Origin of the sequence: Janthinobacterium sp. PSRC1-1 (genome assembly GCF_049897525.1) — a bacterium.
Taxonomy (GTDB): domain Bacteria; phylum Pseudomonadota; class Gammaproteobacteria; order Burkholderiales; family Burkholderiaceae_D; genus Janthinobacterium; species Janthinobacterium tructae.
The window spans coordinates 106925-120070 of the sequence record NZ_JAFCWK010000014.1 but is presented as its reverse complement, the minus strand read 5'-3'; the positions used below and the strand labels follow the sequence as shown (position 1 = coordinate 120070).

Below are 13146 nucleotides of genomic sequence, written 5' to 3'. Positions count from 1 at the left end.
CGGCTCATGCAGGCGACACTGGCCAGCCTGGCGGCACCATGGGCGCGCGCCGCGCAAGACGATCGCCCCAGCACGCCCGACGCGAGTGTGTTCCCCCTCCTGCAGGCCAAGGTGCGGGCCGCGGCTGGACTGCTCAGCAACAAACAATTCCTGGCGGCCCACACCTTACTGTCCGAAGCGCTGGTCGTGGTGGACGCCGATCCGGCCCGCCGCTGGCCATGGCGCTCCTATGTCTTGCCCACCTACGGCTTTGCCGCACTCGGCCTTGGCAGCACGCAAAGCGCGGTCGATGCCTTGCGCCTGGCGGTACAGACACAGGATCGCATTGCAGCTGAGCAACTACAACCTTACGCCATGCAGCTGGCCGGCATGGACAGGGCGATGGGTTTGCAACTATTAAAGGTGGAGTACGGGCGCCAGATGCTGTCGGCCATCAGCTCACCGGATACGCTGCGCACCGTCGGCGAACTGCCATACGATACTGGCCATGCCACGTCCGAAGTGTGGTTCACCACGGCGCGCGCCCTGCACGCGAATGGCGCCTTTGATGAGCTGGCGCGCTTTTATCGCCAGCACGTCGCGCCCATGCGGGCCGCGACGGATGACTTGCCGTCCATACTGACGCAGGAGTACCGCCACTTCAAGATCGGCCTGCTACTGTGGCAGGCCGGCCAGCACGGCGCCGCCGCGGAGGCCTTTGCCGCCGCGCTGGACAGGAATGGTCAGCGATTTTCCTATATGGAACAGACCAACACCACCATGGAAGCCGTCTGGTCGGCATTCGTCATGCGCCGCATCCTACTCTCCGCACAGCTGGAGCATGCCCGCCAGCGCGGTACGCTCGACGGCGCCGCCCCGGACCTGCTGGCCCGCCTGATCGGCGCCAAAGGCGGCGGTGTACGCTATCAGGAAGCCATGCAGCGCCAGCTCCATGCCAGCGCCGATGCACAATTGCAGCAGAACCAGGCGCAGATGCGGCAAGTGGAAGACCAGATCACCGCCCTGCCGCAAGCCATGCGCGACCTCGGCATCTTCATGAAACTTGCCGCAATGAACAGCATCCAGGTCGGCCAGGTGTCGGGGGCGCTGCGCATCGAGGCACTGCCTTTGCCGGGCCGAAGCGGCATCGACCTGGCAGCACTGCAACGTGGCCTGGGCAAGGATGCCGTCATTGGTTTCCTCGTGTATGCGCCACCGTCGGCCACGTCGTTCGCACCGGCGCCGCCCCGCTATCTGCGCTATTGCCTCACGGCTGCATCCATCAGCGTGCGCGATCTCGGTCCGCAGCGCGCGCTGGAACAAGCCGTGCATGGCTATCGGAGCGACCTGATGGGCAAAACCATGGCCGCCAGCCAGGCCGGCGGCAACGCGCTGGCACGGCTGCTGCTGCACGACTTGCCGCCAGAAGCACTGGCCGCACCCGAGTGGATACTCGACCCGGATGCGGCGCTGCACCTGCTGCCTTTCGACGCCCTGCCCGATGCCCAGGGCCAGCCGCTGGCGCTGACGCGCGCGTGCCGCCATGTCAGCTCGCTGCTGCAATTGTTGCCAGGCACGGCTGGCGCCGCACCCGCCTCCGGCGCGGCCTGCATTTTCGCCAACCCCGCGTATGGCGCCGGGCTGGCCCAGCCGGCCACGCCCGCCGCGCGCTTTTCCATGGCGGGTGAACACGCCGCTGGCGCACAGCGCATCGTCGCCGTCGCGCCACTGCCCGATACGCTGCGCGAAGCGGACGCCGCCAGCGCCGGCCTGCGCAGGCTCGGCATCGCCACGCAGCGCTACGAAGGTGAGCTGGCCAGCATGGCCGCCATGCGGGCCAGTGTTTCGCCCATCGTGCTGCACGTCGCCGCGCATGCCATCCTGGGACAGGATACCGGTCCCGCGCCCGAGGACGCGGGTGGCCTGGGACAGGAATCGATGGACTTGCTGCTGCCAGGCCGGCGCGCCGGCTTGCTGCTGTCAAACAAGGGGCAGGCCGAACTGATGCTGGCCAAGGATATCGCCCGCCTGCCGCTGCACGGCACGCAACTGGTGGTGCTGTCGGCCTGCAACACGGGCAATGGCACCGTCTTGCCGGGCGAAGGCCTGGCCAGCCTGCGCCGGGCCGTGGAACTGGCCGGCGCGCGCAGTTCCATCACGTCCTTGTGGAGCGTGCCCAGCGAGGCAAGCACTGAACTGATGCGCAGCATGTACGGCCACATCGGCAACGGCATGGCGCCCGGCGCGGCCTTGCATCACGCCAAACAGGCGATGATCAGGCTGGGCCGTCCGCCACTGGACTGGGCCGGCTTCGTGTTTGCGGGCACGGATGGGGCGCTGGTGGCGTCGCGTCCCGTCTGAGGGTCAGCGCTTGGCTGGCTGTTTGACGCTCGCTGCGGCCTTGGCGCGGTAGGCATCGATTTGCTTGGCGGCTTCGGTGAAATCGTATCCGTCCACCGCATCCGCGATGGCGTCGTACTGCATCTTCTCAGCTACATCCATGCTGGCTTGTTTGGCATTCACACGAGTGACCCATTGCACCGAGTCGGCCTTGATATGCAAGGCCGTGTCCAACACTGTCACATTGGCCCAGGCCACGGAGACGCCATCGAGTACGGTAGCTTGTCCATTGACCACCAAGGTCAGTTTCTTCGCATTGAGGGCGGCGCACTGCGCATCGCTGACCGGCCAATTACCATGGGCCTTGATGATTGCATTAACCTCGCCATTCGCTTGGCTGCTGAAAGTACACGCGGCCTGTGCCGCAGGAAGCACGGCCAGCAAGGTCAGGACGGCGAAGAGTGTTTTTTTCATGGTTTGTTTCCTTATGTGAGGATGCCTGCGCATCATGTCGGTCGGTTGGGTTACGCCGTGCAACTAGTCGTTCCCGGCTGCATGGACACCATTCTGGCCCCGCGCCGGCCAAGCCGCAGCCGGCTTTGGACGAAGCCCGCCAGCGGCGCGACGAACGCCCCCTGCGCGGCGACGAACGGCAGGCAAGATGCCACACATATTGCTTAAACGCAAACCTAATCCACGGGGAAGAGGCGACAATTCCCCACTCCACCTCAATACAGGTCCACCATGAAGCGCCTGATCGCCTGCGCCGGCCTGCCGCTGCTACTGATGCTACTGCTGTGCGGCTGCGCCACTTCACGCCCCGAGCTGGCGCAGGTGCGCGCCCTGGCCGCCGGCACCGATGCCTTGACCGCCTTCAGCGAACTGTCGCAGCGCCACGTCGACACTTACCGGCGCGCCCGCCCCTACCTGTCACCCACCGAAGACGCGCGCGAACGCCTGCTCGATGTCCAGCGCCGCGCCGCACAAGCCGATGTCGCGCGCCTGGCGCAAGCCGTGCGCCTGTACCTGCAGGCGCTGGGCCGGCTGGCGCAGGACGACGCGTATGACGTGCAACCCGAACTGACCAGTGCCGGCGCCGCCATCCGCGCCTGGCCGGGCAGCGGCATCGATGACCGCCATGTCAGCGCCTACACCTTGCTGCTGCAGCAACTCGCGCGCCTGGCCGGCGCGACCAGCCAGCAGGCGCACCTGGCGCAGGTACTGCACGACGGCGATGCGCCGCTGCAAGCCCTGCTGGCCGCGCTCGACAGCTTGCTGGTGCTGTACGACAAGAGCGGCGACAACGAACGCGACATGGTACTCGGCTTGCTGGACGTGGAAATCGCGTATGCCGACACGCCGCAGCAGCGCCTGCTGGCCGTGCTGGCGAAAAACATGCAACAAAGCAAAACCGAGGAATATCGCCTGCTTGGCTTGCGCCATACCCTGGCGCGCCGGCAACTGGCGGCACTGGCGCGCGAACACGCCCAGCTCGCCACCGCCCTCACCACCACGGAGGCAAGATGGACGGATCGGTAGGCAGCGAACGCCGCGAAGCGGCTCTGAGCAGCGCAATGCGCGTCGAGCAACTGGCCGACAGCCTGTCGCAGGCGGCCGTCACCCTGCATGGCGCCGTCATGCGCGCCATCCGCAAGCGCGCCAGCCAGGGAGAAAATGGCATCAGCCACAGTCAGGCGCAAGCCGTCTTCGCCCTGGAAGTAGCCTTGCGCCAGCAAGCCAACCAGCTGTATGCCGATGCCGCCGGGCACACCGTCATGGGACTGGAAACGGCGCAGCGCCAGCTCAGCGGCCTGCTCGACACGGTGCGCCTGCGCATCGCCCGCAACGACGACGTGCGGCACTGGATCAGCCTGGCGACGAGCTTGTTGCACCTGGGCAGCGCCGTCCTCGCCCGCAATCCCGAGCGCATCCTCGGCACCCTGGGCAAGGTGCGTGAGCGGCTGCAAGAGATGGCGCCGGACTGATTGAATTTGGCCGGCCAGCGCCTATACTGGGACGTCCCTGCCTGGCAATCGTGCCCGCAGGACCACCAGAGGAGGCCAATATGCGTATCGAACCGTATTTGCAATTCAATGGAAATTGCGCGCAAGCGCTGGAATATTACCGCCAGCACCTGCATGGCACAGACCTGTGCCTGATGCCGTTTCGCGGCTCGCCGGGCCAGGAGCAGGTCAAGGAAGACTGGTACGACAAGATCATGCACGGCTCCGTGCAGCTGGGCCCCACCATGCTGATGGGCTCGGACGGCGGCTGCTCCGAGGATGGCGCCAAGGGCATGAGTGGCTGCTCGGTCTGCCTGACCCTCGACACGCCGGAGGAAGCCGAACGGGCCTTCGACGCGCTGGCGCGTGACGGCAAGGTCCAGATGCCGCTGGAGGAAACGTTCTGGGCCAAGCGCTTCGGCATGCTGAAAGACCAGTTCGGCGTCGCCTGGATGGTCAACTGCCTGAAGGAGCCAGCATAGAACAGCCCATGCCTGCCTGCGCCGCGTCAAACGCGGCGCGGGTAATAGCGCAAGCAGAGTGGCCGATCTTGGACTACCATGATGGAAGTAACCTCTACCGGGTGACAACCATGAATGGATTGCCGCAAGACCAGTTGCAACGCCTGCAAGGCGTGCTGGAGCAACGCAAGCTGGCGTTGCTGGAACAGATCGAGAACGAGACGGCCGAAGCCGATGCGCGCGCCTCGCTGCTCAATGAAATCGAAGCCTCGCCGGCCGACAACGCCAGCGTGCGCACCTTGAACGCCCTCGTCAGCGAGGCGGCCGAGCACAACCTGGCGCAGCTGGCCATCATCCGGCACGCGCTGGCCAAGTTCGCCGATGGCAGCTACGGCCTGTGCGACAACTGCGGCGAAGCCATCGGCCTGTCGCGCCTTAACGCGCGCCCGGAAGCGCGCCTGTGCATCGATTGCCAGACGCGGCTGGAAAAAAACCAGCGCTGAATGCGCCTTGCAACGACGCCACGCGACAAAGGGCAAGGCATCGCTGCCCTGCCCCCTGTTTTCCAGCGTGACTACCATGCTGCCTGCCATCCTCCGCCAGCATCGTGCGTGCCGGCTGGGTGGACGGGTCTCCTCTACTGCCATTGCCCTACTGCAAGCAATATGCTTGCTTGATTCAGCTTGCTTGACTGAGCTTGCTTAACTCATGTGCTGCCCGCCATTGATGGCGATGTTCGCGCCCGTGACGAACGCCGCCTCGTCGGACGCCAGGTAAGCCACCAGGGCCGCCACCTCGTCCGGCTCGCCCAGGCGGCCCAGGGGGATTTGCGGCAGGATCTTCGTTTCCAGGATATCGGCCGGCACGGCCGTCACCATCTGCGTGCGCAGGTAGCCGGGCGAGACCGTGTTGACTGTGATGCCGTGGCGCGCCACTTCCAGCGCCAGCGCCTTGCTGAAACCATGCACGCCCGCCTTGGCGGCCGCGTAGTTACACTGGCCGAACGCGCCTTTCTGGCCATTCACGGACGAGATATTGATGATGCGGCCCCATTTTTTTTCCAGCATGGGTTCGAGCACCTGCTTGCTCATGTTAAACAGGCTGTCGAGATTGGTGCGCATGACCTCGGCCCAGTGCGACAATTCCATCTTGCGCATGCTCTGGTCGCGCGTGATGCCGGCGTTATTGACCAGCACGTCGATGCGGCCGAACCGCGCCAGCACGCTGGACACAGCTTCGCTGCAGGCAGCGAAATCGCCCACGTCGATGGCCAGCGGGTGAAAATAATACTGCTGCGCCTGTTGCTCGTCGAGCCAGCTTGCCACGCGCGCATTGCCCGGCGTATGTGCCGCCACAACGGCAAAGCCCGCCGCATGCAGGCGGCGGCACAAGGCCGTGCCCAGGCCGCCCATGCCGCCCGTGACCAGCGCTACCTTTTGTTCCTTCATTGCTGTCTCTCCCCGCTCGTTATGGTTGTTCTGCGTGGGATCAAGTGTAGGTGGCGCTTTTGAAGGCGACATTGCGCCAGATCAAAAGCTGAGCCTGCATATTGCGGTGTCCGTCTGCGCTGTATCCATGCAAGGGAAATTGTCAAAATTATACTCACCCAAGAGGTGATGGCACCTCGACAGGCAAGTCCTGCGGACTTTGCTTGACGGTAAGACTCACATGGAGAACGCGATGGAAATCCAGGACGACACAGAAGCATTGAGGGACTTGTTCAACGACATCAATCCCGGCATGAGCGACGTGGAATCGGTGCATCAGGCGGAGCTCGATCCACAGCATGCGCTGGCCCTGATGGCCAATCCGAAGGCGGCCTTGAAGGCCATGGGCATCCCCGTCAGCGATGCCTCGCAAGTGCAGGTGACGATGAAGAACCGCGCCAGCCGCAGCATGCTGGACGTGGCGCAAAAGGCGGCGCAATTGCGCCGCATCATCGTCATCGTGATTCACTACCGCAACTGCGACGCCGACATCATCATCATCGCCATGAGTTGAGGCGGCAAGCGCCGGCCGCAGTCGTGCGCGGCCGGCGCCCCGGACTGTGCCAGAATGGCCCCCTACCGCACAGCGAGAGGACAGGCCATGACGTACAAGACCGTATTGCTCCACATCGACGACAGCGCCGGGCGCGCCGCCCGCATCGACGCGGCAGCCAGCATCGCCCAGGCGTGCGGCGGCCACCTGACGGGCGTGGCGCTGACGGGCGTGTCGCGGCTGCTGTACCAGAACCAGCCCGACCTCGACGCCGACCCGAACCTGAGCTTGCATTTGAACTTCCTGCGCGAACGCGCGACGCGCGCCCTCGACGGTTTCGAGCAACAGGTGCGCGCGGCGGGCGTCGCCTCGTTCGAACAGCGCGTGCTCGACGACGAGGCGGCGGGCGGCATCAGCCTGCTGGCCCGCTATGCGGACCTGGTCGTCATCAGCCAATACAATGCCAAGGATAAATCGCCGTCCGTGATGCGCGACTTTCCCGCCTATGTGCTGCTGCATTCTGGCCGCCCCGTGCTGATCGTGCCGTATGCGCCGCCGCTGCCCCTGCTGGCGCCGCCGGCGGCCGCGCGCAATGTGCTCATTTCCTGGAACGCCAGCAAGGAAGCGAGCCGCGCCGTGAGCGCCGCCCTGCCCCTGCTGCAGCGTGCCGGACAAGTCCACGTCGCCATTTTCGATGCCCAGGTGCATGCGGCCGAACACGGCGAACAGCCGGGCGCCGAGCTGACGCACTACCTGGCACGCCACGGCGTGGAAGCGCGGCTGCATCTGCTCGATGGCGGCGGCGTGCGGCGCGGCGATATCGGCGAGGCGCTGCTGTCGCAGGCGGCCGACCTGTCGGCCGACTTGCTGGTGATGGGAGCGTATGGCCATTCGCGCCTGCGCGAAACCATCCTCGGCGGCGTCACGCGCACGATTTTGCAGAGCATGACGATCCCCGTGCTGATGGCGCACTAGGCCGCAGGCTGATGGCGGGGCTAGCCGCCCTGCCAGGGCTGGCTGCGGATCTTCGCCACCTGGCGCTGCGCCAGCCACTGCCACAGCTGCAGCGCGTCGCCCTGCGGCAGGGCCGACATGTGGCGCGGACTGGCCAGGGCGATTTCGCAATCGCGGTCCGACCATTCCTCGAAAGTGACTTCGCCTCCGCTAGCGACCTCGACCTGATACATCAAGCCATCGTCGTAGCCAAAGCGCAACAAGACGGCGGCCGGGCTGCCGTCCGGCGTGGCGCCGCGGTAGACCTCGGCCAGCGCATCGGCCAGCTGTGCCGGCGAGGGCGCGCAAATGTCGCGCCCATCGGCCCGTGTCAGAATGAACCATGCCTGTGTCATGACGCGCCCTCCTATCCATACTCGTTAGCATGCGAGGCAAGTACTACAGGCAGTCACCTTGGTCCAGTGTCACTACGGGCGCGCGGAAACTATCCCTGTCGGCATTGTTTACCAATAATTACCAATACTAACAAGTATCATACCTAAAATTGCATGCAGCGCGGCATTTATGCATCTTGCGCCACAAGGGCGCCGGTTCACGCCACCAGCACGGGAATGCTGAGCGGGTCAAAATCGAGCCAGTCGCCATTGGCGATCGTGCCTTCCGCTTCCTCGATATGCTCGGCGCCCAGCCGGTGCAGCGCCTCGAGCGCCCGTTCGCGCTCGTCGAGGCCGCCCAGCGCGACGGCGATCAGCATGCCAGGGTGGCGCGGCTGGCGGCGGTTTTCACCGTTGTTTTCGCCATGTTTTTCGGACTCGCCCGCCTCCTTCATCTTGTTGAAACTGTAGAGCGAACCCACGTGGGCGCCCACCAGCGCGCCGACGACCGGACCGAGCGGCCCTGTCGCCAGGGTGGCGGCGGCACCGATGCCCGCGCCCACCACGGCGCCCACGGCCACGCCTTCCACTACGCCTTCCGGCGTCTCTTTGGCGCCGGGCGACATGTCGCGGTCGCCGCCGAGCGCGTGCAAATCGTGCTGCCCCGGCTGGTTGACAAAGAAGGCGCTGATGCGGCTATCGGAAAAACCCGCCTGGTTCAGGGCGGCGCGCGCGGCGTCTATCTGTTCCTGCAACTGAAAATGACCTGCGATGATGCGTGACATGATACGGCCCTCCTGGTCGGCTGCGGGCGCACCGTGCGCCACCGTTCCAGCGTGCGCCTGACCACCGCGAACTACCGTTCGCTTACGCACACAGCCGCTCACTCCTGTGCCCAATCATGCCGACACACCGAAGGGGCTGCGTATATCGGAGAGGAATTGTTGTGCGCGCGCATGTTGTGGCCGCGCAAAGAAGTCCTCGGGCGTGGCGCGCTCCAGCACGTGCCCATGGTCCATGAACCAGACGCGGTCCGCCACCTCGCGCGCGAAACCCATCTCGTGCGTCACGCACACCATGGTCATGCCGCCCTGCGCCAGGTCGCGCATCACTTGCAGCACCTCGCCCACCATTTCCGGGTCCAGCGCGCTGGTCGGTTCGTCGAACAGCATCAGCGGCGGCTGCATGGCCAGCGCGCGGGCAATCGCCACGCGCTGCTGCTGCCCGCCCGACAGGGCCGCCGGCATGGCGCGCGCCTTGTGCGCCAGCCCCACCCGTTCCAGCAGGGCCAGCGCCCGCTCCTCGGCTTCGCGCCGGGTCAGGCCGCGCAAGCGCTGCGGCGCCAGCGCGCAATTGTCCAGCACCGATAAATGGGGAAACAGGTTGAATTGCTGGAAGACGAAACCGATGTGCGAGCGGAAGGCGTTGACGTCCAGCCCCGGCGCGTGGATGTCCTGGCCGGCCACCGTGATGCGGCCCGAAGCGATCGCCTCCAGGCGGTTGATGGTGCGGATCAGGGTCGACTTGCCAGAGCCGGACGGCCCGCACACGACCAGCACCTCGCCCCTGGCGACGTGTTCATTGATATCGCTCAAGGCGTGATAGTCGCCATAGTACTTGTTGACGTTGTCAAAGGTGATCATGCTGCCGCTTTCAAAAGACGCGCCTGGCGCCGCTCGAGCCAGAAGGCGGCGCGCGACAGGCTGAAACATAAAACAAAGTACGTCATGCCCAGCAAAAAATACACTTGCACGGGCTTGGTCAGCACCAGGCCATTGACTTGCGAGGCGATGAACGACACCTCCGCCAGGCCGATGATGGTGCCGAGCGAGGTTTCCTTGATGGTCGAGACGAACTGGTTCACCAAGGACGGCAGCATGTGGCGCAGCGCCTGCGGCAGCACCACCGTGCGCATGCTGTCCAGGTAATTCAAACCCAGCGAACGGGCCGCCTCCCCCTGCCCCTTGGGCACGGCTTGCACGCCGGCGCGCACAATTTCCGCCAGGTAAATGCCGTCGAAGATGACGAGGGCCGCCAGCATGGTGCCGAATTGCCCGCTTTCGTGGCCCGTGATGCTGGGCAGGAAGAAATACGCCCAGAAGATGACGAGCAGCAAGGGGATGCCCCGCACCACGTGGATCAGCGCGGCGATGGGCCAGCGCAGCAGGCGCCAGGGGCTCAGGCGCGCCAGCCCCAGCAGCAAGCCGAGCGGCAAGCTGAGCACCAGCGCCAGGCTGGCCAGCAATACCGTCAGCGCCAGGCCGCCCAGCGGCCCCTCGGGATAGCGTCCCACGAGGAAATACAGCCAGTAATCGTGGATGAGTTCCAGCATCAGGACACCTTCCTTTGCAGCAAGGCCGCCAGGCCCGCGATCAGCAGCGAAACGGCCAGATAGGCCGCGCTGGCGACAACGAACGCCTCCACGCTGCGGAACGAGGCCGCTTCCACGCGCTGCGTCTGGTACATCAGCTCGGCCACGCCGATGACGGTGGCGATGCTGGTGTTTTGCCACAGGTTCAGGGTTTGCGACAGCAGCGGCGGCGCGGCCAGCCGCAGCGCCTGCGGCACGATGCACAGGCGCATGGTGGCGAGAAAGCTGAAGCCCAACGCCCGGCCCGCTTCGAATTGCTGGACAGGAATGGCGCGGATGCCGCTGCGGAGGTCTTCCGCCATGTAGGCAGCCGTGTATAGCGTCAGCGCCGTGATGGCGCTGGCTGCTTCGATATTGCCGGCATACAAGCGCTCCTTCCACGTGTTGGGCAGCAATTCGGGCGCGCCGAAATACCAGAACAGGAAGTGCGCCAGCAAGGGCACGTTGCGGATCAGCTCGACATACGCGGCGCCCAGGCCATTAAGCAGGCGCGACGGGGCGAGGCGCAGCATGGCCACGCCGCACGCCAGCGGCAGGGCAAACAGCAAGGTAATGCCCATCAGCTGCAAAGACAGCAGCAAGCCGGACAGCAGCCAATCGCGGTAGTCGCCCGCCAGCAAAAAGTTCAGATCAAACATGCGCAAGCGTCAGGCAAGGTTCAGGCGTCGATCTTGTCCGATTCAATTCTGAATGTGCGTTTTTCAAATTTCACATTGCTCGTCGGGCCATACCATTTGAAAAACAGTTTTTCCGCCTCGCCCGATTTTTCCAGCCCGCGCAGCAGCTGGTCGACGGCCGTTTTCACGCCCTTCTCACCCTTGCGTATGCCGAAGGCAAACACTTCCTGGCTGATGTTTTGCGGCAGCACAATGTAGTCTTTTTGCGCACTGCCCAGCTTGGCGTAGTTATTGAGCAAGGAAACTTCATCGTCGACATAGCCGACGCCCTTGCCTTGCTGCAAGCCGAGATAGGCCTGGCCCGCCGTCTCGAACGTCACCACCTCCACGCCGGGCACGGCCTTGCGGATATTTGGTTCCTGCGTACCACCCTTGACGGTCAGCACTTTCTTGCCGGCCAGGCCCGACACCGTCGTGATATTGCTGCTTTTTTTGACCAGCACGCGCTGGCCCGTATAAAACGTCGACAGGGAAAAATCGATCAGCGCTTCGCGTTCCTTGTTGTGCGTCAGGGACGCCGTCAGGATGTCGATGCGCCCCTGCTGCAATTCGGGAATGCGGGCCGCCACGGCCAGCTGTTTCACGACCGCTTTGACGCCGAGGCCCTGGGCAATGGCGCGGCACAGGTCCACTTCATAGCCGACCAGCTGGCGCGACCTGGCGTCGATAAAACTGTTCGGTTCGTCCGTGCCCAGGGTGCCGCAGACCAGCTCGCCTTTCGCCTTGATGGCGGCCAGCTGGTCCGCTTGCGCCACCTGGGTGAAGGCGATGGAGGTGAAAAGAAGCGCGGCGAAGTGAAGACGGGTCTGCATGGGATTCCTCTGGTGGATAACGAATGCCGCCATTAGACCGCGGCGCTCTTATTTCCAAAAAGGAATCTTTTCACCCTTGCTTATAAGCGAATCATCTAAGAGCGTCGCCTGGCTACCAGTGCTGGGCAAAGTTGGGAAATGGCGAAGCCATGTGCTCGGGCTCGACAGGCGGCGCCATCCAGTCGCGCGGGTCGACCTTGTAGTACTGCAAGAATTGCGCGTACAGCTCTTCGTGGTGCTCGGCCATCTGGTACGGCTTCTCAAAGAAGGTTTCCGTAGCCACGGCAAAGAATTCGGCGGGATTCGTGGCGCCGTAATGGTCCATCACGCTGTGCTGCTGGACCATGGCGTCATGGCGCAGGTTGTCGAAGTCGCGCGACAGCACCGTGGCCCAGCTGCGGTAGCTCGACACGCTGGGCAGGTAGGGCGCGCCATTTGCGGCGCCCGATTCGCTGTCGAGCTGATGGGCGAATTCATGCAGCACCACATTGTGGCCATCGGTCCAGTCGGCCGCGCCGCGCTGTACATGGTCCCAGGCCAGCACCACGCGGCCATCGCCCCAGGATTCGCCCAATAAACCGTTGGCCGATGGCGTGACCACGCCGCCCGGCCCCACTTCATTGCGCGTGACGATGAATTCCGTGGGATACACGAGGATGGTGTCGAGCTCCGGATACACCTGGGTCTGGCGATTCAGCAGCAGCAGACAGGCCTGGCCGGCGATGGTGTAGCGCATCTCGTCCGTGATCTCCAGCCCGCCGCAGCCGACGAATTTCTTCTGGTACAGGAATTGCACGACGAGCCGGCGCAACTGTTCCTGCAGCGGCGCCGGCATGCGGGGATACACGGGAATATTCTTTTCCAGCACGGCCAGTCCTTCAGGCGGCAAGGGCCTGGACAGGGCCCGCTTCAAGCGCCAGCGGGGAAACCACAGCGACAAGACGATGGCGGCCGTGACGAGGGCGATCCATAGCAGCGGATTCATGCGGCGGCCCGCTTCAGGACAGCGATGGCAATGAGGCCAAGCGAGACGGTGTAGGCAGACAAGGACAGCTCCTTCGAATGAACCCGCAACGGAACGGGCGGGTAGTCCAGCCCACATGGGGATGCTTGCAGTCTTTTCAATCAGACTACGTGAAACGGCCTGCCTGAACGCCAAAAGCCGGGTTGCAACCCGGCTTCTATTACGTCACAA

The 13146-nt window shown here is 64.5% G+C and carries 16 protein-coding genes; 7 read left to right on the top strand and 9 right to left on the bottom strand.

Going from position 1 to position 13146, the window contains the following annotated elements; genetic code table 11:
• Positions 1-6: 6 nt before the first annotated feature.
• Positions 7-2340: a CHAT domain-containing protein gene (locus ACP7DW_RS24600; RefSeq protein ID WP_426085238.1), complete on the top strand. Its 2334-nt coding sequence runs from the start codon at positions 7-9 to the stop codon at positions 2338-2340.
• Positions 2341-2343: 3 nt separating this feature from the next.
• Here ACP7DW_RS24600 and ACP7DW_RS24595 read toward each other — a convergent pair whose 3' ends face one another.
• Positions 2344-2793, bottom strand: coding sequence for a hypothetical protein (locus tag ACP7DW_RS24595; RefSeq protein WP_426056971.1), 450 nt, complete (start codon positions 2791-2793; stop codon positions 2344-2346).
• Positions 2794-3063: 270 nt separating this feature from the next.
• Between ACP7DW_RS24595 and ACP7DW_RS24590 the strand changes: the two genes are divergently transcribed.
• The 4 genes from ACP7DW_RS24590 to ACP7DW_RS24575 all read left to right on the top strand — a co-directional run bounded on the left by ACP7DW_RS24590 (position 3064) and on the right by ACP7DW_RS24575 (position 5286).
• A complete protein-coding gene (locus tag ACP7DW_RS24590; RefSeq protein WP_426056972.1) occupies positions 3064-3858 on the top strand; it encodes a hypothetical protein in 795 nt (264 codons plus the stop codon).
• Positions 3843-4304 carry a hypothetical protein gene (locus ACP7DW_RS24585; protein ID WP_298412063.1) on the top strand — a complete coding sequence of 154 codons (462 nt, stop codon included), beginning with the start codon at positions 3843-3845 and terminating at the stop codon, positions 4302-4304. The genes ACP7DW_RS24590 and ACP7DW_RS24585 overlap by 16 nt, the downstream gene beginning before the upstream one ends.
• Before the next feature lie 80 nt (positions 4305-4384).
• On the top strand, positions 4385-4804 hold the full coding sequence (locus ACP7DW_RS24580) for a VOC family protein (protein WP_426056973.1): 420 nt from the start codon (positions 4385-4387) through the stop codon (positions 4802-4804).
• Positions 4805-4914: 110 nt separating this feature from the next.
• Complete coding sequence (locus ACP7DW_RS24575; protein ID WP_426056974.1) at positions 4915-5286, top strand: TraR/DksA family transcriptional regulator; 372 nt, start codon at positions 4915-4917, stop codon at positions 5284-5286.
• 198 nt (positions 5287-5484) lie between these two features.
• On the opposite strand, the gene phbB is transcribed toward ACP7DW_RS24575, so the two are convergent.
• Positions 5485-6231, bottom strand: a complete 747-nt coding sequence (gene phbB, locus ACP7DW_RS24570) for an acetoacetyl-CoA reductase (protein WP_426056975.1) — start codon at positions 6229-6231, stop codon at positions 5485-5487.
• Between the two features lie 232 nt (positions 6232-6463).
• Here phbB and ACP7DW_RS24565 point away from each other — a divergent pair, with 232 nt between their 5' ends.
• Both ACP7DW_RS24565 and ACP7DW_RS24560 read left to right on the top strand, forming a co-directional pair.
• Complete coding sequence (locus ACP7DW_RS24565; protein ID WP_298412050.1) at positions 6464-6784, top strand: hypothetical protein; 321 nt, start codon at positions 6464-6466, stop codon at positions 6782-6784.
• Positions 6785-6871: 87 nt separating this feature from the next.
• Positions 6872-7738, top strand: a complete 867-nt coding sequence (locus ACP7DW_RS24560) for a universal stress protein (RefSeq protein ID WP_099760024.1) — start codon at positions 6872-6874, stop codon at positions 7736-7738.
• Between the two features lie 20 nt (positions 7739-7758).
• Here ACP7DW_RS24560 and ACP7DW_RS24555 read toward each other — a convergent pair whose 3' ends face one another.
• From ACP7DW_RS24555 to ACP7DW_RS24525, 7 genes are all read right to left on the bottom strand, one after another.
• On the bottom strand, positions 7759-8112 hold the full coding sequence (locus ACP7DW_RS24555; protein ID WP_071078622.1) for a hypothetical protein: 354 nt from the start codon (positions 8110-8112) through the stop codon (positions 7759-7761).
• 197 nt (positions 8113-8309) lie between these two features.
• Positions 8310-8876 carry a hypothetical protein gene (locus ACP7DW_RS24550; RefSeq protein WP_426056976.1) on the bottom strand — a complete coding sequence of 189 codons (567 nt, stop codon included), beginning with the start codon at positions 8874-8876 and terminating at the stop codon, positions 8310-8312.
• Between the two features lie 114 nt (positions 8877-8990).
• The gene (locus ACP7DW_RS24545; protein ID WP_426056977.1) at positions 8991-9734 is read right to left on the bottom strand and encodes an amino acid ABC transporter ATP-binding protein; all 744 of its coding nucleotides are present in this window, start codon (positions 9732-9734) and stop codon (positions 8991-8993) included.
• Positions 9731-10423: an amino acid ABC transporter permease gene (locus tag ACP7DW_RS24540; protein ID WP_426056978.1), complete on the bottom strand. Its 693-nt coding sequence runs from the start codon at positions 10421-10423 to the stop codon at positions 9731-9733. Before ACP7DW_RS24540 ends, ACP7DW_RS24545 begins: the two co-directional genes overlap by 4 nt.
• Complete coding sequence (locus ACP7DW_RS24535) at positions 10423-11106, bottom strand: amino acid ABC transporter permease (protein ID WP_426056979.1); 684 nt, start codon at positions 11104-11106, stop codon at positions 10423-10425. Before ACP7DW_RS24535 ends, ACP7DW_RS24540 begins: the two co-directional genes overlap by 1 nt.
• 14 nt (positions 11107-11120) lie before the next feature.
• On the bottom strand, positions 11121-11951 hold the full coding sequence (locus ACP7DW_RS24530) for a transporter substrate-binding domain-containing protein (RefSeq protein WP_426056980.1): 831 nt from the start codon (positions 11949-11951) through the stop codon (positions 11121-11123).
• A gap of 112 nt (positions 11952-12063) precedes the next feature.
• Entirely contained in the window at positions 12064-12936 is an 873-nt protein-coding gene (locus ACP7DW_RS24525; protein WP_426056981.1) for a zinc-dependent peptidase, read from the bottom strand.
• Positions 12937-13146: the final 210 nt, after the last annotated feature.